The sequence below is a fragment of the Streptomyces sp. NPDC050743 genome, from assembly GCF_044456925.1.
GTDB lineage: Bacteria > Actinomycetota > Actinomycetes > Streptomycetales > Streptomycetaceae > Streptomyces.
Genome location: NZ_JBITGJ010000023.1, coordinates 68105 through 86498, shown reverse-complemented (window position 1 = coordinate 86498; position 18394 = coordinate 68105). Strand labels below are relative to the sequence as shown.

Annotated in this window: 15 protein-coding genes; 3 read left to right on the top strand and 12 right to left on the bottom strand. The window is 72.6% G+C overall.

Annotation, left to right across the window (positions count from 1 at the left end):
• Position 1 precedes the first annotated feature (1 nt).
• The 6 genes from ACIBJF_RS22835 to ACIBJF_RS22810 all read right to left on the bottom strand — a co-directional run bounded on the left by ACIBJF_RS22835 (position 2) and on the right by ACIBJF_RS22810 (position 6036).
• The gene (locus tag ACIBJF_RS22835) at positions 2-796 is read right to left on the bottom strand and encodes an endonuclease/exonuclease/phosphatase family protein (RefSeq protein ID WP_399176155.1); all 795 of its coding nucleotides are present in this window, start codon (positions 794-796) and stop codon (positions 2-4) included.
• 127 nt (positions 797-923) lie between these two features.
• Positions 924-1877, bottom strand: coding sequence for an ROK family glucokinase (locus ACIBJF_RS22830; protein ID WP_055705252.1), 954 nt, complete (start codon positions 1875-1877; stop codon positions 924-926).
• Positions 1878-1944: 67 nt separating this feature from the next.
• Entirely contained in the window at positions 1945-2445 is a 501-nt protein-coding gene (locus ACIBJF_RS22825) for a DUF5304 domain-containing protein (RefSeq protein WP_399176153.1), read from the bottom strand.
• Positions 2446-2505: 60 nt separating this feature from the next.
• A complete protein-coding gene (locus ACIBJF_RS22820) occupies positions 2506-3681 on the bottom strand; it encodes an ArsA family ATPase (protein ID WP_399176151.1) in 1176 nt (391 codons plus the stop codon).
• 957 nt (positions 3682-4638) lie between these two features.
• Positions 4639-5079 carry an SRPBCC family protein gene (locus ACIBJF_RS22815; protein ID WP_351800275.1) on the bottom strand — a complete coding sequence of 147 codons (441 nt, stop codon included), beginning with the start codon at positions 5077-5079 and terminating at the stop codon, positions 4639-4641.
• 144 nt (positions 5080-5223) lie between these two features.
• Positions 5224-6036, bottom strand: a complete 813-nt coding sequence (locus ACIBJF_RS22810) for a metallophosphoesterase (RefSeq protein WP_399176148.1) — start codon at positions 6034-6036, stop codon at positions 5224-5226.
• Positions 6037-6332: 296 nt separating this feature from the next.
• On the opposite strand from ACIBJF_RS22810, the gene ACIBJF_RS22805 reads away from it, so the two are divergent.
• Positions 6333-8129, top strand: coding sequence for an AMP-dependent synthetase/ligase (locus tag ACIBJF_RS22805; RefSeq protein WP_399176147.1), 1797 nt, complete (start codon positions 6333-6335; stop codon positions 8127-8129).
• A 19-nt stretch (positions 8130-8148) separates the two neighbouring features.
• On the opposite strand, the gene ACIBJF_RS22800 is transcribed toward ACIBJF_RS22805, so the two are convergent.
• Positions 8149-9735, bottom strand: coding sequence for a GMC oxidoreductase (locus ACIBJF_RS22800; protein ID WP_399176145.1), 1587 nt, complete (start codon positions 9733-9735; stop codon positions 8149-8151).
• A gap of 131 nt (positions 9736-9866) precedes the next feature.
• Positions 9867-11009: a glycosyltransferase family 4 protein gene (locus ACIBJF_RS22795; protein WP_399176143.1), complete on the bottom strand. Its 1143-nt coding sequence runs from the start codon at positions 11007-11009 to the stop codon at positions 9867-9869.
• A 117-nt stretch (positions 11010-11126) separates the two neighbouring features.
• Between ACIBJF_RS22795 and ACIBJF_RS22790 the strand changes: the two genes are divergently transcribed.
• A complete protein-coding gene (locus tag ACIBJF_RS22790) occupies positions 11127-12362 on the top strand; it encodes a glycosyltransferase 87 family protein (protein ID WP_399176141.1) in 1236 nt (411 codons plus the stop codon).
• A gap of 439 nt (positions 12363-12801) precedes the next feature.
• Here the strand turns inward: ACIBJF_RS22790 and ACIBJF_RS22785 are convergent, their stop codons facing one another.
• Positions 12802-14121 (bottom strand): MATE family efflux transporter, encoded by a 1320-nt coding sequence (locus ACIBJF_RS22785; RefSeq protein WP_399176218.1) that lies wholly within the window; start codon positions 14119-14121, stop codon positions 12802-12804.
• A 90-nt stretch (positions 14122-14211) separates the two neighbouring features.
• Between ACIBJF_RS22785 and ACIBJF_RS22780 the strand changes: the two genes are divergently transcribed.
• A complete protein-coding gene (locus ACIBJF_RS22780) occupies positions 14212-14742 on the top strand; it encodes a PadR family transcriptional regulator (protein WP_399176139.1) in 531 nt (176 codons plus the stop codon).
• A gap of 24 nt (positions 14743-14766) precedes the next feature.
• Here ACIBJF_RS22780 and ACIBJF_RS22775 read toward each other — a convergent pair whose 3' ends face one another.
• The 3 genes from ACIBJF_RS22775 to ACIBJF_RS22765 form a co-directional block, all read right to left on the bottom strand.
• Positions 14767-15960 (bottom strand): hypothetical protein, encoded by a 1194-nt coding sequence (locus ACIBJF_RS22775; RefSeq protein WP_399176137.1) that lies wholly within the window; start codon positions 15958-15960, stop codon positions 14767-14769.
• 28 nt (positions 15961-15988) lie between these two features.
• Positions 15989-17017 carry an NlpC/P60 family protein gene (locus ACIBJF_RS22770; RefSeq protein ID WP_399176136.1) on the bottom strand — a complete coding sequence of 343 codons (1029 nt, stop codon included), beginning with the start codon at positions 17015-17017 and terminating at the stop codon, positions 15989-15991.
• A gap of 286 nt (positions 17018-17303) precedes the next feature.
• Complete coding sequence (locus ACIBJF_RS22765; protein WP_399176134.1) at positions 17304-18338, bottom strand: NlpC/P60 family protein; 1035 nt, start codon at positions 18336-18338, stop codon at positions 17304-17306.
• Between the last annotated feature and the right edge of the window lie 56 nt (positions 18339-18394).

Below are 18394 nucleotides of genomic sequence, written 5' to 3'. Positions count from 1 at the left end.
TTCAAGTGAGGACTCGCGCCACCGGTACGCGCAGGGCGGCGAGGACCGGGAGATGGTCCGTGGCCGCGGTCAGGTCGGCCCGGGTGACGCCCGGCTGGGCATGGGGGTCCCCCCGCTCGGGCGAAGCCGCGAGTGGGCGAGGGACCCCGCAGCCGAGCACCTCGATGCCCTTGGTCGCGAAGACGGCGTCGATGCGCTGCGGGGGGTCACTGTGCGGCCAGGTGCCCGCACCGCCCCAGGGCGCCACGGCCCGGCAGTCCTGGAGGCTCGCGGAGAGCAGGCGGAAGGCGGGGCCCTCAGGGCCTTCGTTGAGGTCGCCGCCGGCGATGGCGTGCTCCACGCCCAGGCCGGCGAGCCGGTCGAGGAGCATGGCGGCCTGCGCACGGCGTTCGTCCCGCTGCAGGCTCAGATGACAGCTGAGCAGGCCGACGCGGGCGGCACCGAAGCGGACCACCGCCGTGGCGAAGCCGCGCCGGTGGAGTCCGGGGGTGAGCGGGAGGAGTACATCCTCGGTGCGCTCGACGGTGGCCCGGAGCGAGCAGAGGATCGCCGGGCCGGCCGCCGTGGCTCCGCCGGTGAGGATGACCTGGCCGGAGGCCGCGGCGAGGCGGGCGAGCTTTTTCCGCCAGCGGAAGAAGCGGGGGGCTTCCTGGACGAGGACGACGTCGGGGGCGCAGGCGGTGATGATCCTGGCCAGGGCGTCGGTGTCGTCGCGCATCGAGCGGATGTTGTAGCTCAGGACGCGGATGAGGGGTGAACCGTCGGGTGCGGTACGGGAGTTGGGGAGCAGCTCCATGTGGATCAATGTACGCCCAACAGCCCGGGGCGCGAGGTCCGCGTGCGACTGCCGGCTCGTCGTGGCTTGCCGCGCGGTTCCCCGCGCCCCTGGGTAGGCACAGTTGCTCCTCAGTGAAGAGCCGATGTCACATGATCGGGTCGGGCTCGCGGGCGAGGTCGGCCGCGCCCACCAGGCCCGCCTTGTTGCCGAGCTGGGCGGCGATCACGTCGGCCACCGGGCGCCAGTTGCCGCCGACCAGCCAGCGCTTGTAGGACTTGCGGATCGGGTCGAGGACCAGTTCGCCCTCGTCGGAGAGGCCGCCGCCGACGATGAACGCGGACGGGTCGAAGAGGGAGGCGAGGTCGGCCAGGCCCGCACCGGCCCAGCGGGCCAGCTCGCGGTAGGAGTCGACGGCGACCGGGTCGCCCTGACGGGCGGCCATGGAGATGTGCTTGCCCTCGATGCCGTCGGGGGTGCCGTCGCCGAGGCCGAGCAGGATCTCCGCGTTCTCCGGGGTGGCGTTGGCGCGCTGCTTGGCGTATCTGACGAGCGCGCGACCGGAGGCGTACTGCTCCCAGCAGCCCTGCGAACCGCAGCCGCACAGCAGGCCGTCCGGGACCATCCGGATGTGACCGAACTCCGCGGCCACGCCGAAGTGGCCGCGGCGCAGCTTGTTGCCGATGATGATGCCGCCGCCGAGACCCGTGCCGAGGGTGATGCAGATGACGTTGCGGTGGCCCTTGCCGGCGCCGAACTTGTACTCGCCCCAAGCGGCGGCGTTGGCGTCGTTCTCGACCACGACCGGGAGGCCCACGCGGGCCTCGACCTTTTCCTTCAGCGGCTCCTGGCGCCAGTCGATGTTCGGCGCGAAGTACACCGTCGAGCGCTGCCGGTTGACGTAACCGGCCGCACCGATGCCCACGCCGACGATCTCGTGCCCGGCGCGCGCGCCTTCCACCGCCGAGGCGATGGCGTCCACGATGGCCTCGGGCGTGGTGGGGGTCGGCACCTTGAAGGTCGAGAGGATGTTGCCTTCCTCGTCGACCACGCCGGCCGCGATCTTGGTGCCGCCGATGTCGACGCCGATGGTGAGTCCCATGAATCCCTCAGTTTCGGTCGAGCCCCGCTACGGCCCACCGTACCCGAGGCCCTGCCGTGAAAGCGCTTCAGTCCAGGTCGATCCGCTCCCCCGGGCCGGTGCCCTCGCCCTTGTCCCGCCGGTCTTCCGGGCCCTCGTGGGTCAGGTCGTCGGCCGTGCGGGCGGTCCAGCGGCGCTCCTGGGCCTGGACGGCGGAACGGTAGGCGGCGAGCAGTTCGCCGCCGGCCGCGGCGAGGTGGTCGAAGACGTCCGGGTTGCGGTCTATGACGGGCTCGACGGCGGCCTTGGCCTGCTGGACGACCTGGCGCACGACCTGCTGGGCGGCGGGGCCGGCGAGGCCGCCGAGGAGCGGTGACGGGAGGCCGGACAGCTTGTCGGCCACCGTCTCCACGAGTTTCTTCAGTTCCTCCGCGGCCGAGCCCGGCTGTGGGCCGTACTCGGCGCGGCGGCGGGCCTTCTCGGCGGCGAGGTCCTCGGCACAGGCCGTGGCCCAGGCGTCGGCGTCGGTCGCCCGTCCCTGTGCCTCATATTCCTCATACGAGTCGGATGCGGGACGCTCTTCGCTCATGGCGGACTCCTGACTACGGTTCGCCTTTACGACGTTACCCGAACAGGCGTACCCGGATCATCACCGTCCGGTGGCGGGCCACAGGTCGGGGTCCGGGGCGAACCGGACGCGCAGTTCGCCCTCGCGCAGGCCGGCCCCGGCGACGGTGCAGCGGCGCAGGACGGAGGGCAGCGGGACGATCCGCCGGAACGGGCCCACGGTGATCACGAGCTCGTCGCCGCGCCGGATCAGATCCAGTTCGTCCCGTATCGCGCCGGGCAGCGGGATGTGCCAGACCAGGACACCGTCGTCGCTCCTGCGGTCGGTGACGGGCCACTCGACCGGGGCGGGTGCGGGGTTGACGGACGGTACGGCGAGGGCGGTGAGGTCGTCGGCGCCACGCGGGTCGTGGCCGAGGTGCGGGACGGGGTGGACGTCGTACGGCTGCTCCTGCCAGTCGGCGAGTGCCTTGCGCTGCTGGGCGAGGAGTCCGGCCAGCAGGCTGTCCGGGTCGGCCTCGGACAGGGTGCGGTTGGCGATCAGGGCCTCGGTGCGCAGGCCGCGCAGGGCGAGGCCGAGGCGGGCGGACCGTACGGCCTCGGCGCCGGCCGGGCCGGGTTCGGCGACCAGGCGTACGGCGGTGTTCCGGTCGGCGAGGACGGCCTCGACGGCGGCGAGTTCGACGTCCCAGCGGGCGGCCGTCTCGTACAGCCAGTCGGACGGCATCGGCACGCCGGCCAGCCGGCCGAGGACCGGGCGCAGGGCGCGGGCCGCCTGCCGCTCGGGCGGGAGGAGGCGGCGCAGATAGCGGCGCAGCTCCTCGGGGAGGGCGAGCAGGGCGAGGGCCTGCGGCAGCGGCGGCAGGTCCACGACGAGCAGGTCGTAGCGCTCGGACAGCGCCGCGTCCCTGACGGCCCGCAGGAAGCACAGTTCCTCGGCGCCGGGCAGCGGGGTGACCTCCTCGGCGTCCAGCCGGGCGGCGCCGAGCAGGTCGAGGACGCCCGCCGCGCGGCTCTGGAAGGCGGTGAGGTCCTCCTGGAACCGGGCGGCCGCGTCGGGACGCCAGGTGGTGACGTTCTCGGTGACCTCCTCGGGCACCGGTCCTGTCGCGAAGCCCAGCGCGGCGCCGAGGCTGTCGTTGCGGTCGGCACTCAGGAGCAGCGTGCGGGCGCCTTCGCCCGCGGCGCGCTGTGCGGTGGCGGCGGCGACGGTCGTACGCCCGCTGCCGCCCGGGCCCGTGATCAGGATGGTGCGCATGAGGCTGAACGGTAACGGAGGGCGGGGACCCGGGGCGTTGACCGGCACCCGAAACCCCGGCCCCCGGCACCGACGGGCGACCGCCCGCACCCACCCGTGCCCTGGGGTCCTTCGGTGCCCGTACGGGCACCGAAGGAGGCACGACTGCCTGCGGCTGGACGAGTGAGCGCGGGCGCGGATGGGCGAGTGGGTGCGGGGCGGATGGGCGGGCGGGGCGCGGGGCATGGCCGCCCGGGGCTGGGCGGGGCAGACGCGGCGCGCAGCAGGACGCCACGAGCGGCGACCCGGATGCCGGCGGTACGCGGAAGCCACGACCACCCGCAGCTGGGCGGGTGGGTGCGGGCGCAGCGGATGGGGGGGCGGGGCACGGCGCGCGGCCGCCCGCGGCTGGGCAGGGCAGGACGCGGCCCGCAGCCGGACGCCAGGGGTGGCGACCCGGCGGTCCGCAGCCCGTGCGGCACCCGCGGCTGCACACGACGAATAACGACCCCACTGTCAGCCGCGCGCGGGAGCCACGACCGGCCGCGACTCGGCGAGTGGGTGCGGGCACGGCGCACGGCCGCCCAGGGCCGGGCGGGACAGGGCACGGCCCGCAGCCGGACGCCACAGGTGACCACCCGGCGGTCCGCAGCCGATGCGGCACCCGCGGCTGCACACGACGAATAACGACCCCACTGTCAGCCGCGCGCGGGAGCCACGACCGGCCGCAACTCGGCGAGTGGGTGCGGGCACGGCGCATGGCCGCCCAGGGCCGGGCACGGCCCGCAGCCGGACGCCACAGGTGACCACCCGGCGGTCCGCAGCCCGTGCGGCACCCGCGGCTGCACACGACGGATGGCGACCCGACCGTCGCCCGCGGCTCGGCGAGTGGGTGCGGGCACGGCGCGTGGCCGCCCGCGGCTGGACACGACGGTGGCGGCACGGTCGGCCGCGCCGCCGCCGGGCGGGATGGGTGGGCTACTCGGCCGACTCGACCCTCTTCTTCAGGCCTGCCAGGGCTCGGTCGATGATGACCTTTTCCGCCTTGCGCTTGATCATGCCGAGCATGGGGATCTTGACGTCCACGGTGAGGAGGTAGGTGACCTCCGTCGTGGCGGGGCCCGTGGGCTTGAGGATGTAGGAGCCGTCCAGGGCGCGGAGCATCTGGGACTTCACCAGGGTCCAGGAGACCTCGTTCTCGCCGGTCCAGGTGTAGGCCAGCGTCTGGTCGTCCTTGATCGCCCCCGCGTCCATGACGAGCCGGACCTGCTCGGCGCGGCCCTGGTCGTCGGTCTTGAGGACCTCCGCCTCCTTCACCTCGCCGGTCCAGTCCGGGTAGCGGGCGAAGTCGGCGATCACCCCCATGACGTCGGCCGGTGCCGCCTCGATGGTGATGCTCGAGCTGGTGTGTTCCGCCATCGCCGTGGCTCCTCCAGATGCGGGCCGGTACAGAGGTCGTCGTGCGCACGTGTGTGCAGCGTGAAGGCTACCGCGCCGCCGACCTGCCGCCTTCACCCCATGTCCCACACATCGCCGACCGGTCGCCGGCGCATCACCAGGGGATCACCATTCGAGCGCCCAGGGCCTTCCCGTCCCGGCGAAGTGGCCCACGTTCACGCACTCGGTCGCGCCTATCCGCATCCGGGGCGCGAGCGGCTGATGGACATGCCCGAAGAGCGCGTAACGGGGCTTCGTGCGGCGGATCGCGGCCAGCAGGGCACGGCTGCCGCGCTCGAAGCGGCGCGCGACGGTGTCGTAGACCAGCTCGGGGATCTCCGGCGGGATGTGCGTGCACAGCACGTCGACCTCGCCGACCGCCTCGATCTTCGCCGCGTACTCCTCGTCGCTGATCTCGTACGGCGTCCGCATGGGCGTGCGCAACCCGCCGCCGACGAAGCCGAAGGTCCAGCCGCCGATCTCCACGCGCTGGCCGTCGAGCACGGTGGTGCCGGGGTGGGCGTACTCCTTCCACAGGGGCGGCATGTCGACATTGCCGTAGGTGGCGTACGTCGGGGTCGGGAACGCGGCGAACAGCTCGGCGTACTGCTTGCGCACCGCCTTCTCGATGGCCGCGGCCCGGTCCATGCCGATGCCGGCCCACAGCCGGGCGCCGAACTCCCGGGCCTCCTCGAACCGGCGGGCGGTGCGCAGCTCGACGATGCGGTCGGCGTTCTCCCTGCCGAACAGGTCGGGGAAGATGCCGCGCGAGTGGTCGGCGTAGTCGAGGAAGAGGACGAGGTCACCCAGGCAGATCAGGGCGTCCGCGCCCTCGCCCGCGCGGGCCAGGTCCCGGGCGTTGCCGTGCACGTCGCTGACCACGTGGACGCGTGTCCTGCGCTTTCCGGCGTTCCGATCACCTGAGCGTGTGGGTGCCATGGTGATCAAGCGTAGGCGTGTGGGATGTGCGTGAACAGTGTCGGTCCGGCCTGCGGTTACTCGCCGGTCGGTTCGGCCGTGGACTACTGTGCGCGAAGGAACACCAACATGTGTGACGCAGCGAACATCTCACCGGGAACCCCTGTCCGGAACGCCATACCGGCGGGTAACGTCCGGGCAGTCCAGTCGTGCTCTGGATTTCAACAGCTGAATTCCCGAGCACCTGCCCGAGCCTTGGACCGCACCGTCGCATCACACAGTGTCGTGGCGCCGGCGCCCTATGAGGAGCAGCAGTCTTGCGCGAGTTCAGCCTTCCGGCTTTGTACGAGGTCCCTGCGGACGGCAACCTGACCGACATCGTCCGCAGAAACGCCGCGCAGCATCCCGACGTCGCCGTCATCGCCCGCAAGGTGGGCGGCGCCTGGCAGGACGTGACGGCCGCCGCCTTCCTCGCCGAGGTGCGCGCCGCCGCCAAGGGTCTCATCGCCTCCGGCGTCCAGCCCGGTGACCGGGTGGGCCTGATGTCCCGCACCCGGTACGAGTGGACCCTGCTCGACTTCGCGATCTGGAGCGCGGGCGCGGTCACCGTGCCGGTGTACGAGACCAGTTCGCCGGAGCAGGTGCAGTGGATCCTGTCCGACTCGGGCGCGACCGCCTGCGTCGTGGAGCTGCCGGGCCATGCCGCGGCCGTGGAGTCGGTGCGTGAGACGCTGCCCGCCCTCAAGCACGTCTGGCAGATCGAGGCCGGGGCTCTGGAGGAGCTGGGGCGGCTCGGCCAGGGCGTCTCCGACGAGACGGTGGAGGAGCGCAGCTCGCTCGCCCGGGCCGACGACCCGGCGACCATCGTGTACACCTCCGGCACCACCGGCCGCCCCAAGGGCTGTGTGCTCACCCACCGCAGCTTCTTCGCCGAGTGCGGCAACATCGTGGAGCGGCTGCGCCCGCTGTTCCGCACCGGCGAGTGCTCGGTCCTGCTGTTCCTGCCGCTGGCGCACGTCTTCGGCCGGCTGGTGCAGATCGCGCCGATGATGGCGCCGATCAAGCTGGGCTGTGTCCCGGACATCAAGAACCTCACCGACGAGCTGGCCGCCTTCCGGCCGACGCTGATCCTCGGTGTCCCGCGCGTCTTCGAGAAGGTCTACAACACGGCGCGCGCCAAGGCGCAGGCGGACGGCAAGGGCGCGATCTTCGACAAGGCCGCGGATGCCGCCATCGCCTACAGCAAGGCGCTGGACAGCGCCTCCGGACCGTCGTTCGGCCTGAAGGTCAAGCACAAGGTCTTCGACAAGCTGGTCTACAGCAAGCTGCGCGCGGTCCTCGGTGGCCGGGGCGAGTACGCCATCTCCGGCGGCGCCCCGCTGGGCGAGCGGCTCGGGCACTTCTTCCGGGGCATCGGCTTCACGGTGCTGGAGGGCTACGGCCTGACCGAGTCCTGCGCGGCGACCGCCTTCAACCCGTGGGACCGGCAGAAGATCGGCACGGTCGGTCAGCCGCTGCCCGGCTCGGTGGTGCGGATAGCGGACGACGGCGAGGTGCTGCTGCACGGCGAGCACCTGTTCAAGGAGTACTGGAACAACCCGGGCGCGACGGCGGAGGCGCTGGCCGACGGCTGGTTCCACACCGGCGACATCGGCACCCTGGACGAGGACGGCTACCTCAGGATCACCGGCCGGAAGAAGGAGATCATCGTCACGGCGGGCGGCAAGAACGTGGCGCCCGCGGTGATCGAGGACCGGATCCGGGCGCACGCGCTGGTCGCGGAGTGCATGGTGGTGGGCGACGGGCGGCCGTTCGTGGGCGCGCTGGTCACCATCGACGAGGAGTTCCTGGGCCGCTGGTGCGCCGAGCACGGCAAGTCGGCGGGTGCCACCGCGGCGTCGCTGAAGGACGACCCGGATCTGAACGCCGCGATCCAGGCCGCGGTCGACGACGGCAACGCCGCGGTGTCGAAGGCGGAATCGGTGCGGAAGTTCCGCATTCTGTCCTCCCAGTTCACGGAGGAGTCGGGCCACCTCACCCCGTCGCTGAAGCTCAAGCGGAACGTGGTGGCGAAGGACTACGCGGACGAGATCGAGGCGATCTACGCGAAGTAGCACCCCTGCTGACGGAGCGTCATGGCGCGGTGTCCTCGGCGAGGACCCGCGCCATCGTGCGTTCGGCGAGCGCGGTGATGGTGACGAAGGGGTTCACGCCGATGTTGCCGGGCACGAGCGAGCCGTCGGTGACGTAGAGGTGCGGGTACCCCTTGACCCGGCCGTAGTCGTCGGTGGCCTTGCCGAGGACGCAGCCGCCCAGCGGGTGGTACGTGAAGTCGTCGGCGAAGACCTTGTTGCCGGAGCCGAACAGGTCGTAGCGGTAGATGGTCGCGTTGGCCAGGTTGATCCGGTCGAACAGCTTCTTGGCCATGCTCACCGACACCGCGCTCTGGGCGGCGCTCCAGCCGAGCTTCACCGCACCGGAGGCGGAGTCGTAGGTGAAGGACGCCCGTTCGGGATTCTTGGTGATGGCGAGGTAGAGGCTGATCCAGTGCTCGAACCCCATGGGCAGTGGGGCGATCTCGGCGAAGACCGGGTTGTCGGTGTTGGCCCAGTCGTCGATGCCCATCACCGGCATGGTGGCCTCGTCGGCGCCCACGGTGTCCCAGACGTGGTTGGCGCGGCCGAGCATGGTGTTGCCGTTGGTGCCCCAGCCCGCGCCCACGGCGGAGTTCAGGTCCGGCAGGGTGCCGGTGTCGCGGGCGCGGACGAGGAGTTCGGTGGTGCCGAGGCTGCCGCCGCCGAGGAAGAGATACGTGCAGCCGTAGCTCTTGGTCTCCACGACCGCGCCGGTGCCGTCGATCCGGTCGGCGGTCAGGACGTACGACCCGTCGGCCGCCCGGCTGAGGGACCTCACCCTCTCCAGGGTGTGGATCGTGACGTTGCCGGTGCCGAGGGCGGCGGCCAGATAGGTCTTGTCGAGGCTGCGCTTGCCGTGGTTGTTGCCGTAGATGACCTCGCCGGCGAGCGCGGACTTCGTGGCCGTACCGGCGGCCTCCTGCCGCATGTAGCCGAAGTCGTAGACGTTCGGCACGAAGGTGGTCTTCAGGCCCGCATTGCCGGCGGCCTTCCGGGAGGTGCGGGTGAAGCGGTACCAGTCGGTGGACTCGAACCAGGCCGGGTCGATGGTGTTGACGCCGAGCATGGCACGGGCGCGCGGGTAGTAGGTGCCGTACATCTCGTCGGCGTCCACGGTCGGGAACTGCTCGGTGAAGTACGACTTCAGGGGCGTGACCGCCATGCCGCCGTTGACGAGGGAGCCGCCGCCGACGCCGCGGCCGACGTAGACGGACATGTGGTCGTAGTGGACGCGGTCCAGGACGCCGGGGTAGGCGCCGATGTCCTTGTTGACCACGTCCAGCCAGAGGAAGGTGGCGAGCGGGGCCTCGGTGCGGGTGCGGAACCACATGGAGCGCTGGTCGGGGGCGGAGGTGGAGCAGAACACCTTGCCGTCGCTGCCGGCGGTGTTCCACAGCCGGCCCATTTCGAGGACGAGGGTACGGATGCCGGCCTGGCCCAGGCGGAAGGCGGCGACCGCGCCACCGTAGCCGGAGCCAATGACTATCGCCGGGGCGGATTCGACCGCGTCGGGCTGCGCGGCTTGGGCCGACTGGAGGCCGATGCGGGTGAACCCCAGGGTGGCCGCGGTCTGCAGTGCGGCCATGCCAAGTATGTGACGCCTTGTCAGCTGACGTCTCATCAGGTTGGATGTCATGGGCGCAGCATGGGCGGATTATCTCGTTCCGCCAAGTGTGAAAACGCCGACAGTCCCGCGCCCCTTCGGGCGCGTTCGCCCTAGAGCAAGTCCTTCAGTTTCTCGGCCAGCAGGTCCCAGCGCCACTTCTCTTCCACCCACTGGCGGCCCCGCTCGCCCATCCTGCGGCGCAGCTCGGGGTCGCCCAGCAGGGCCACGATCCGGTCGGCCGCCTCCGCCGGTTCGCCGCCCCTGACGACCCAGCCCGTCTCCCCGTCGAGTACGGCGTCGGGCGCGCCGCCCGAGTCGCCCGCGACCACCGGCAAGCCCGTCGCGGAGGCCTCCAGATAGACGATGCCCAGGCCCTCCACGTCCAGACCGCCGCGCCGGGTGCGGCAGGGCATGGCGAAGACGTCGCCCGCGCCGTAGTGGGCGGGGAGATCGGACCAGGGGACGGCGCCGGTGAAGCGGATGGAGCCGGCCACACCGGTCTCGGCCGCCATCCGCCGCAGACCCCGCTCGTAGGGGCCGCCGCCCACGATCAGCAGGACGGTGTCCGGCTCGGCGGCGAGGATGCGGGGCATGGCCTGGATGAGGGTGTCCTGGCCCTTGCGCGGGACCAGCCGGGAGACGCAGACCACGACCGGGCGGTCGGTGAGGCCGAGGCGGGCGCGGATCTCGTCGCCGCCGGAGGCGGGGTGGAAGGTCTTCTCGTCGACGCCGGGAGGCAGCTGGACCATGCGGCTCGCCGCGTCGGGGGTCAGCGCGGTGGCGATCCTCGACCGCGTGTACTCGCCCAGATAAGTGATCGTGTCCGTCGATTCCCCGATGCTCCGCAGCAGTTGCCGGGCGGCGGGCAGCTGGGCCCAGCCGGCCTCGTGGCCGTGGGTGGTGGCCACCAGCCGCTCGGCGCCCGCCCTGCGCAGCGCCGGGGCCATGAGGCCGAGCGGTGCCGCCGCCCCGAACCACACCGAGGTGCAGCCGTGCTCGCGGAGCAGACCGACCGCCCGGCGGGTGGCTCCCGGCGTGGGCAGCAGCATGGTCGTACGGTCGCGTACGACGGTGAAGGGCTGCTCGGCGTCGAAGGCGGCCGTGGCCTCGACGCCCTCCCGGCTTCGCTTCCAGGTGGAGGCGTAGACGACCAGCCGGCCGGGGTCCAGGCGGAGGGCCATGTTGTGCAGGAAGGCCTGGATGCCGCCCGGCCGGGGCGGGAAGTCGTTGGCGACGATCAGCGTCTTGTGCATCGCCGCCGACCCTACCGAATCAGCCGTCCGGAGCCAGGTCCGGCCGAGTCTGTGGCATGGACACAGACGGGCACGACATCATGGTCCCCGACCTGAAATCGAACGGCGGGGGATCACGTGGAGACCAACGGTGCCGGGCGGTCCCTGGCTTGGCTGCTTGCGGCCTGGGGCGTCACCCGTGCGGTGCTGCTGCTGTTCGTCTTCCAGGTGTACGTCTTCCCGGGCCCGGACGTCACCTCCGACGTGTCGGTGATCTACCGGGGCTGGTACGAGGTGCTGCGCCAGGGAACGTTTCCGCTGGACGACGTGACCTGGCAGTACCCGCCGGCCGCCGCCCTGCCGGTGCTCTCCCCCGCCGCCCTGCCGTTTCTGTCGTACGCGCACGCCTTCTTCGTGCTGGCGTTCCTGGCCGACCTGGTCGTCCTGGCGCTGCTGCTGTATCCGGGCGGGCGTCCCGGCCGCTGTCTGCGCGGCGCCTGGGTGTGGGTGGCGGGCGTACCGCTGCTCGGCCCGACGGTGTACGCCCGCTACGACGTGATGGTGACCGCGGTGGCCGTGGCGGCGCTGCTGGCCGGGGCCCGGCATCCGCGGGTGATGGGCGCGCTGACCGCGTTCGGGGCGCTGCTGAAGGTGTGGCCGGCACTGCTGCTGGTCGGTGCCGTGCGGCGGCGGGCGTGGTGGTCGGCTGCGGTGACCGCGACCGGGCTCGCGGCGCTGTTCTCGGTGTCCATGCCGGGCGCCTTCGCCTTCCTGACCTTCCAGCGGGACCGGGGCACCGAGGTGGAGTCGCTGGGTGCCCTGGTCTTCCATGTGGCCCGGCACTTCGGCTGGCACGGCCAGGTGCTGCTGAACTACGGGTCGATCGAGTTCGTCGGCCCGCATGTGAACCAGGTGAGCACGGCGGCGCTGGCGCTGACCGTGGCCGCGTTCGGCTGGTTGCTGCTGTGGCGGCTGCGCATGACGCGCCGGGCGCCGCACACCCTGGCGGAGGCCGCGTTCACCGCGGTCCTGCTGTTCACGGTCACCAGCCGGGTGATCAGCCCGCAGTACCTGGTGTGGCTGATCGGCCTGGCCGCGGTCTGTGGCTCGTACCGGGCGAGCCGGATGGGGGCGCCCGCGGTGATGGTGGTGGCCGCGTCCTTCCTGACGGTCCTGGAGTTCCCGCTCGGCTTCCAGCACGTGGTGACGAGCGACCGGTACGGCGTCCTGCTGCTGGTGCTGCGCAACGGCCTGCTGGTCGCGGCCTCGGTCACGGCGGCCCGCCGGCTGTGGCGCTCGACGGTGCCGCCGGCCCCCGCCGCACCCCTGCCGCCCCAGCCGGCCCAGCCCCGGCAGACCCCGGTCTCCCCCTGACCCGGCCGACGCCCGCCGGAAGACGACACCCGAGCCGACAACCGAAGCAGCCCCCAACCCCCGGGAAACCACCGCCACCCCGACCACGGCAGACCCCGGCCACCCCCGAACCCGGCCGGCGCGCGCCCGAAGATGACGCCCAAGCCCGCAACCGGAGCAGCCCCCAAACCTCCGGGAACCCACCGCCGACCCCACCATGGCAGCCCCCGCCCGCTCCCGAACCCGGCCAGTGCGCGCGCGAAGATGCCAGCCGAGCCCGCACCCGCGTTACCCCAAACCCCAGAGAACCCACCGCGCCCCCGCCACGGCAGACCCCGCCTCCCCCAGATCCGGCCGGCGCGCGCCCGAAGATGACGCCCGAGCCCGCAACCGGAGCAGCCCCCAAACCTCCGGGAACCCACCGCCGACCCCACCACGGCAGCCCCCGCCCGCTCCCGGATCACCCCGTCCGCGCCAGGGGCGTCCCGGCCTCCTCGTGGTGGCCGGCTCGCCGCAGCAGTGCCGTCGCGGTCGCGCACTGCACGGCCATCGACAGCGCCAGCGCCAGGCAGACGCCGGGCAGGCCCAGGCCGCCGAGGGCGAGGGCCAGGGGCAGTTGGACGGCCGTGCCGAGCAGCGTGACCCGGAGCAGGGCCGGTGCCCCGCCGCTGCCCTCGAAGACCCCGCCGAGCGCGATGAAGCAGGCCATCAGCAGCAGATACGGGCCGACGCAGCGCAGGAACAGCGCGCCCTGGCGGGCGACTTCGGGTCCGGCGCCGAAGGCGGCCATGATCCAGGGGGCGGTCGCGGCGAACACGGCGGAGGCGGTCAGGCCGAGGGCTGCGGAGACCAGCACCGCCTGCCGTCCGATGTCCCGCCGCGCGTCCGCGCCAGCGCCCCGGGTGTGCGCGGTGTGGATCGCGGCGGCCTGCCGTACCGCGTAGAAGGCCATGGTGGCGACGTACATGACCTTGTAGGCGATGGCGTAGGCGGCCACCTCCGGCACCCCGAGCCGGGCCACGATCGCCACCAGCACCAGGGCTCCGCTCTGGCGCACGGTGAAGTCCGCGGACATGGGCAGGCCGGTGGTGAGCGTACGGCGCAGGGCGGCACGGGCCGGTGCGGCGGGCGGGGCCTCGGCCGCCGTCCGCAGCAGGGCGCTCCGGCGCAGGGCGCGCAGGCCCACCGCGAGGGCCACGGCGCGGCACAGCACGGTGGAGGCGGCGGCGCCCCGGACGCCGTAGAGGTGGATCAGCACGGGGTCGCACAGCAGGATCAGGGCGTTGGCGAGGAGGGCGAGGCGCATCGGAGTGCGGGTGTCGCCGGTGCCCTTGAGGATGCCGTCGACGAGTTGCTGGGCGAAGAAGACGGTCATGCCGGGCAGGGAGATCGCGAAGTAGGCGGTGGCCAGGCTCCGGGCCGCGCCGTCGCCGCCGAGGACCAGTCCGGCCAGCGGCCCGCGCAGCAGCAGGCCGCCGGCCGCGACCACCGGTGTCACCAGCGCGCACAGGGCCCAGCCGCCCCGCACCGCGGCCCGTACGGCGGCCGGGTCCCGGGCCCCTCGGGCGTGCGCCACCAGCACGGTCGTCCCGGAGGCGAAGACCAGCGCGACGCCGAGCAGCACGTTCTCGGTGTTGGTGGCGACGGCCACGGCCGCCACCGCGGGACCGCCGAGCCGGGAGACCCAGACGGTGTTGATGATCCCGGAGGCCACCGAGGCGAGCAGGGAGAGGTAGACGGGGCGGGCGAGGGCTATGAGCTGCTTGCGGTGGGCGTTCACCAGATGGCTCCTCATATCGAGCTACCTCGAAAAGAGGTAGCTCGATAAGAGCTAGCATGGCTGCCGAGGCCGCTGCAAGGAGGAGGGCGCGTGCTGGAGTTGTCGATCCTGGGCTTCCTCGCCGAGGAACCGCTGCACGGTTACGAACTGAAGGAGCGCATCAAGGCGCTGAGCGGTCATGTCCGCCCGGTCAGCGACGGCGCGCTCTATCCGGCCATCAACCGGCTCGTCGCCGGCGGGCTGCTCGATCAGCGCACCGAGGAGGGCGCGAGCGCCGCACCGCGCCGGGTGCTGTCCCTGACGTCCAGGGGCCGGCAGGAGCTGCTCGCGCGGCTGCGCGACCCCAAGCAGGCGGAGATCACCGACCACGTCCGCTTCAACACGCTCCTGGCCTTCCTGCGCCACCTGGACGACCCCGCCGAGCAGGCGGCGGTGCTGCGCCGCCGGCTGGACTTCCTCCAGGCTCCGGCGAGCTTCTTCTACCGGCAGGGCGAGCCGGTGCGCGCGGAGGAGGCCGGGGACCTGTTCCGCGAGGGCATGCTGCGGGTCGCCCGGGCCACGGGCAAGGCGGAGCGGGCCTGGCTGCGCGAGGCCATCGAACAGCTCGGCGCATCCGACTGACCTGCCGAAGAGGGGAGTTGGGCGTCACTCGGTCCGGGTCAGCTGCGCCCGCACATACTCCCGCCACTGCTCGGTGAACGCTCCCGGTGTGGTCCCCAGCACCTTCTTCAGCGCGTCCTCGACCGCGCCCGCCCGCTGCTGATGGGTGCCGACGGCACGATAGAAGGCGTCGAGCCGGGCCTGCCCCCAGTGGTCGGCGATCATCCGGCAGGCCAGCCAGCCGCCCTCGTAGGCCCGGGCGAGCTCGGCCGGGTCGCTGGTGAAGCCGAAGTTTTTGTCGGTGGGGAGCTCGGTGGGCGGGTGGCCGTCCTGGACGGCGCGGGTGAGTTCCGGCGCGGCCTCGGTGGGGGTGCGGCCGGTGCCGAGGTAGCCGATCCAGTCCGCGTAGCCCTCGGAGAGCCACAGCGGGGTCGCGGCGGTGGTGTGGGCCCGGGTGGCCACGTGGGTGGTCTCGTGGGTGAGCACGACCTGCTTGCCGAGGTCGCCGAGGATGGCGTACGCCTCCGGATTGACCACCACCCGGTCCGCCGGCGCCTTGCCGGAGCCCCCCGCCTCGCCGGTGGTGACGGCGGCGATCCCCCGGTAGTCGGCGGCGGGCGAGCCGAGCAGTCCCGCCATGCCCTGCAGGGACCGCGGGACGAGGACGACGACGTGACGGGTCCAGTCGGTGCCCCAGACCCGGGAGACGGCCGGTACGGCGCGGTCGGCCAGCGTGGCGTAGCCGCGCAGCCGGGCGGCCGTCCGGCCGGTGCCCAGCACCAGGCTGTGCGCCCCCTTGACGGCGGTCACCGGGCCCTGGTCCCACAGCTGCTGCCCGGCGTCCCTGGCGGGTCTGTCGGCGGTGACGTACCACCCGCCGCCGGCGGTGCGGCCCAGGGTGAGGGTGCGGCGGGCGTCGACGGGGGCCTTGTCGTACCCGGCGACGCGGTAGCGCAGGTCGGCGTCGGCGGTGGCCCCGGCGGAGGTGCGGTGCACGGCGGTGACCCGGTAGGTCCAGGAGGCCAGCGGGAGGGCGCGCAGCCGGGTGTACTCGGAGCGGGCGCCCGTCGCCCCGTACGCCGTCTCGTCGTGGCCGAGGAGCGCGGCCGAGCGCCGGTCGAGCAGGTGCTGCACCTCGGTGCGGGCGGAGTCGGCCGGGGTGCCGCCGCAGCCGGCCAGGGGCAGCAGCAGCCCGAGCCCCACGACCCCGATGCTCCACGCCCGTCTGCGACCAGCCACTTCCCGATCGTAACGGCGCCGGGCGCGTTCAGGGGCGGGTGACCGAGGAGATCGGCATCATCCCGACCGGGTCGTAGCGCACCGCGGCGCCCGGATAGGGGGCGTGGATGACCTGGCCGTTGCCCACGTACATCCCCACATGGCTGGCGTCCGAGCTGTAGATCACCAGGTCGCCGGGGCGGGCCTGGGAGAGCGGGACGTGCCGGCCGGCGAAGCGCTGCTCCTGCGAGGTGCGCGGCAGCCGGATGCCGGCGTGCGCGTACGACCACTGCATCAGGCCCGAGCAGTCGAAGCCGGAGGGGCCGCTCGCGCCCCACACATACGGCCGGCCGAGGGCGGAGCGGGCCGCGGCCACCGCGGCGGCGGCACGTGCGCCGGGGGCGGCGGCGCCGGTCAGGTCGGACAGGTAGGACAGGTCCATGCGGCCGGGGCCGTCGGAGCGCGAGGCCCGGCCGAAGGCGGCGCGCTCGGCGGCCGGGAGCGTGTTGAGCAGCTTCTGGGCCGTGGTGAGCTTCTTCTCCACGGTCCGCTTGTGCGCGGCCACGGCCTTGCGGCTGCTCTCCAGCTCGGCGAGCTTCCCGGCCGTCTCCGCGCGCTCCTGGGCGAGCTCCCGCAGCGCCGACCGCAACTCCCGGAGCTGCCCGGCCTGTTGGCTGGTGATGCGGTCGAGGGTGGACGCCTTGTCGAGATAGTCGTCGGGGTCGTCGGAGAAGAGCAGGGCCACGGCCGGGTCGATGCCGCCCGCGCGGTACTGGGCGCCGGCCAGCGAACCGAGCTGCTCGCGCAGGGTGTTGATGCGCTGCTGCTGCCGGGCGATGTGGTCCTGGGCGTCGCGTACCTCGCGGCGCAGCGTGCCGGCCCGCTCCCGGGCCTTGTCGAAGGCCTGGGTCGCCTGCTCGGCCTCCTGGTAGAGCCGGTCCACCTCGGCACGGGTGTCGGTGTGCGGGGCCGCGTGCGCCGGTACGGCACCGAGCGCGGCGGCCGTGGCCGACAGGACGCACAGGGCGGCGGCGCCCCGGTCGAATGCGGAGGAGGCAAAGCGGCGATGAGACCCCACGGCAGTCCTTCTGCTGGCGGACGTAAGACCGCTTCCCCGGCGCCTGGGGACGGGGAGGCCCCGGCGCCGGGGAAACGCGGCAGACAGTAGCCGTGCGCGAGCGGCCCGGCCAACGGCCGTGGCGGCGACATACGGTGACGCCCCGCCGCTGACCCAGGTCAGTGGCGGGGCGTGGAGTCAGTTCCGGTCCAGGGGATTCGCCCGTTCGGGCGCCCCCGCGTGAGCGTTTCCGGCGCGATCGCGCGGGTATCAGACCCGGTTTCGCGAGGGTGTCGGGCCAGGGGTGTCAGACCCGGACGCCGAACTGGAAGGGCATGTCGGACATCGCCTCGTAGCGGACCACGGCACCGGTGTGCGGGGCGTGCAGCACCTGGCCGTTGCCCGCGTACAGGCCCACGTGGTGCAGGTCGCCGTAGAAGAAGACCAGGTCGCCGACCTTGAGCTGGCTCTGGTCGTAGATCCGGGTGCCGACGTTGGCCTGCGCCTCGGAGGTGCGCGGTATGGACACGCCGGCCTGGGCGTAGGCCCAGGAGGTCAGGCCCGAGCAGTCGAAGGAGGAGGGGCCGGAGGCGCCGTAGACGTATGGCGAGCCGATCCTGCTCTGCGCGGCGGAGAAGGCCGCCCCGGCGCGGCCGGAGGCGGGCGGGGCGTCGCCGAGGTTCACCCGCGCGCTGGCGGAGCGGTCGGCGCGCTGCTGCTGGGCGGCCAGGTCCGCCTTCTCCTTGGCCGTCAGGGTGTTGAGGATCTTCTGCGCGTCGGCGAGCTTGCCCTGGACTTCCTTCTTCTTCTGCTCCAGCTGGGTGCGCGTGGAGGAGAGGTCCTTGAGCTTGTCGGCGGCTTCCGCCCGCTCCTGGGCGAGTTCGCGCTGTTTATCCTGAATCTTCTTCAGCGCGTCGACCTGCTGGGCGCTCAACTGGTCGAGCGTGGAGGCCTTGTCGAGGAAGTCGTCCGGGTTGGAGGACAGGAAGAGCTGGACCGAGGGGTCGATGCCGCCCGAGCGGTACTGCGAGGTGGCCAGCGAGCCCAGGCCGTCGCGCAGCTTGTTCAGGTCCTGCTGACCGCGGGCGACGTTGTCCTGGATCGTGGATATTTCCTTCTGCAGCTTCTGCTGCTTCTCCTTCGCCCCGTTGTACTTCTCGGTGGCCTGCTCGGCCTCCTCGTAGAGCTTGTCGACCTTGGCCTTGACCTGGTCCTTGGTGAGCTTCTGGCTCGGCGCGGCGTTGGCGGCGTTCGCGCTCAGGACGACGGCGGCGGCTGCTGCGGTGGTCAGCACGGTCACGCGAGCGCGACTCTGCTGCTTGGGTCGACGGTGGGACGCCACGGAGGACGAACTCCTTCTTGTGAGTGATCACCCGTTCGGAGGTTCGAGCCCTGACC

Bases quoted from the DNA above. Each gene is read 5' to 3' on its own strand.
- ACIBJF_RS22810 (WP_399176148.1), bottom strand. From the start codon at position 6,036: ATGGCACCCACACGCTCAGGTGATCGGAACGCCGGAAAGCGCAGGACA.
- ACIBJF_RS22835 (WP_399176155.1), bottom strand. From the start codon at position 796: ATGGAGCTGCTCCCCAACTCCCGTACCGCACCCGACGGTTCACCCCTC.
- ACIBJF_RS22825 (WP_399176153.1), bottom strand. From the start codon at position 2,445: ATGAGCGAAGAGCGTCCCGCATCCGACTCGTATGAGGAATATGAGGCA.
- ACIBJF_RS22820 (WP_399176151.1), bottom strand. From the start codon at position 3,681: ATGCGCACCATCCTGATCACGGGCCCGGGCGGCAGCGGGCGTACGACC.
- ACIBJF_RS22830 (WP_055705252.1), bottom strand. From the start codon at position 1,877: ATGGGACTCACCATCGGCGTCGACATCGGCGGCACCAAGATCGCGGCC.
- ACIBJF_RS22800 (WP_399176145.1), bottom strand. From the start codon at position 9,735: ATGGCCGCACTGCAGACCGCGGCCACCCTGGGGTTCACCCGCATCGGC.
- ACIBJF_RS22815 (WP_351800275.1), bottom strand. From the start codon at position 5,079: ATGGCGGAACACACCAGCTCGAGCATCACCATCGAGGCGGCACCGGCC.
- ACIBJF_RS22795 (WP_399176143.1), bottom strand. From the start codon at position 11,009: ATGCACAAGACGCTGATCGTCGCCAACGACTTCCCGCCCCGGCCGGGC.